We start from the raw sequence: 2,150 nt of genomic DNA on the forward strand, positions 1-2,150 counted from the left end.
TCACTTGCCCAGAAAAGTTAGTTTTAACTTCTTTATTTAATAACTCTTCCCAATGCCAGCGTACGGTTTGCTCAACTGCTGTAGACTTGACAGTGCGGACACCAGAAAGCACTTCAATCAGATAACTGCTTTCTTTTGCGATCGCATTAAATACTTCCCGAGAAATTCGTTTTAAAAAGGGTGTAGAAATCAACGCCAACAGGAAAAAGGGTGGTACAATTACTAAAATTAGCAGCGCCATCTTCCAACTGTACCAAAACATCAATCCCACATAGATAAAAACTGTTACTAAATCTAGCAGGATAGATAACGCTTCACCGGTAAGAAACCGCTCAATTTTACGATTTTCCTGAATCCGGGAGGTAATATCACCCACAAAACGAGACTCAAAGAAACCTAAAGGTAATCGCAATGTATGGCTGATAAACCCCACAATTAGTGCTAGGTCTACTTTATTTGCGGTGTGGTCAAGCAAATATTGCCGCAACCCGGTAATCGCAACCCGAAACATAGTAAACATCAGCAATCCTAACCCCACAGCGGTTAGGGTGAGGGTGCTCCGTTGCACCACCACTCGGTCTAAAATTATCTGGGTAAATATCGGTGTAATCAGACCAAATATCTGGATCATCAGGGAAGCAAAAAACACCTCCAGCAACACGACACTGTGAGGCTTTACCAACTCAAAAAATTGCCAGAAAGAGGTCTTACTTTCTTTGGTATCCTTCAGGATTGCTGTGGGTTCCAGTAGCAGTACATAACCAGTCCAATCCGCTTTGAATTCCTGGTGGCTCAGACTTTTCTGACCAAGAGCAGGGTCAGCAATTACCACATGCTTGTTGGTGATTTCATAAACAACAATAAAGTGTTTTCCTTCCCAGTGGACAATCGCAGGTAGCTGTTGTTTTGCCAGTCGATCCAGACTAGCTTTCACTGGTCGAGTGGAAAAGCCAATACTTTCGGCAGCCGCTGATAGTCCCCGCAATGAAGCGCCATTACGGTCAGCATTGGAGATATCTCGCAAGCGATTAACACTGAATCGTTTCCCCCAATAGCGACCGATCATCACCAGACAGGCAGCACCGCAGTCAGAACCACTCTGTTGGGCAAAAAACGGATAGCGCCGGATCACTCGCTGCCACAAATGACCAACTTTTTGAGTAGGGCTAGGAAAGTAAGCTTTGCTGATGGTTTGCTTGGGTTTTTCGTCTCCGGAGGTGGGGATGTCTTTCTTCTGTCCCACTCCCGCTACTTCCGCTATTCTCCCTTTCTCCCCCTCTCCCAAAGCACTCTCCGAGGGCATCAGCAGGGAATTTTGCCCTTGGGCCTGACGATAAAAATGTTCGCGGATTTGGGGATGTTTGCTAATCAGGGGAAATAACAGTTCCGGAGTTAGATAACAGAGCTTAGTTTTGAGGGAAGCTCTGGCTGAGTAACACTCAAAAGACTCTTCTGGAAAGAAAGTACACTCCCCAAACGAAGCTCCAGCTTCTAAGTTGGTAATTAACTCCCCGGCACTATTAATCAGTCTGACCTTTCCGGAAATCACAATATAAATGCCAGCTTCAGCATCTGTTGACTGCCAAAATTGACCGACCGTTGGCTCGCGATATTTTATTTGTTTGAGACAGCGTGATACTTCTAATTCTGAAAGAGAATGCCCTAGAGTATTAGCGAGCTGCTCAGGGGAAATCAGTGGATTAGATCTAGGATTAGATGTAGATGTATGTCGAACCATAATCTCATGCCATGTTGCTGGGATTAAATAGCCAAAAACTATTGGACTCGGAGCCATTAGCGGATTTCAGGTCAGAAATAAAGATGCTGTGACCATCGTTTTCCTGTCTGCTAGGGGAGTTAACCTTTCTCCGTGTTGGTATAGTCGATAATCCCATGTCTTTGAGCAATCGTTGCAGGTGGCGATTGCTGAGTTCAATCCCGAATTCTTTGGCCAGATGTTTGTTTAACCAATTCACTGTCCAGCGGCGAAAGGAATACCCATAATCCCGGGGACTCTGGTTAATCAGTTCTTTCAAACGGTCTAAATACTCCTCATTGACTGCCTTGGGGCGACCAATGGGACAATCCTGCCATTGGTGAGCCATCCCACTACGAGCGATATGCATCCAATGTCTTACTGTTGCGGCACA

General features: G+C 45.3%; 2 protein-coding genes. Both read right to left on the reverse strand.

Translation table 11 applies throughout. The features are described 5' to 3' along the window. The coding region (locus F6K49_RS43100) for a peptidase domain-containing ABC transporter (RefSeq protein WP_293107757.1) at positions 1-1,738 on the reverse strand (1,738 nt) is incomplete at its 3' end. 4 nt (positions 1,739-1,742) lie between these two features. Beyond that, positions 1,743-2,150, reverse strand: a 408-nt coding sequence (locus F6K49_RS43105; protein ID WP_293107760.1) for a helix-turn-helix domain-containing protein, incomplete at its 5' end; no start/stop codon positions are given.

The sequence above is a fragment of the Moorena sp. SIO3I6 genome (assembly GCF_010672095.1).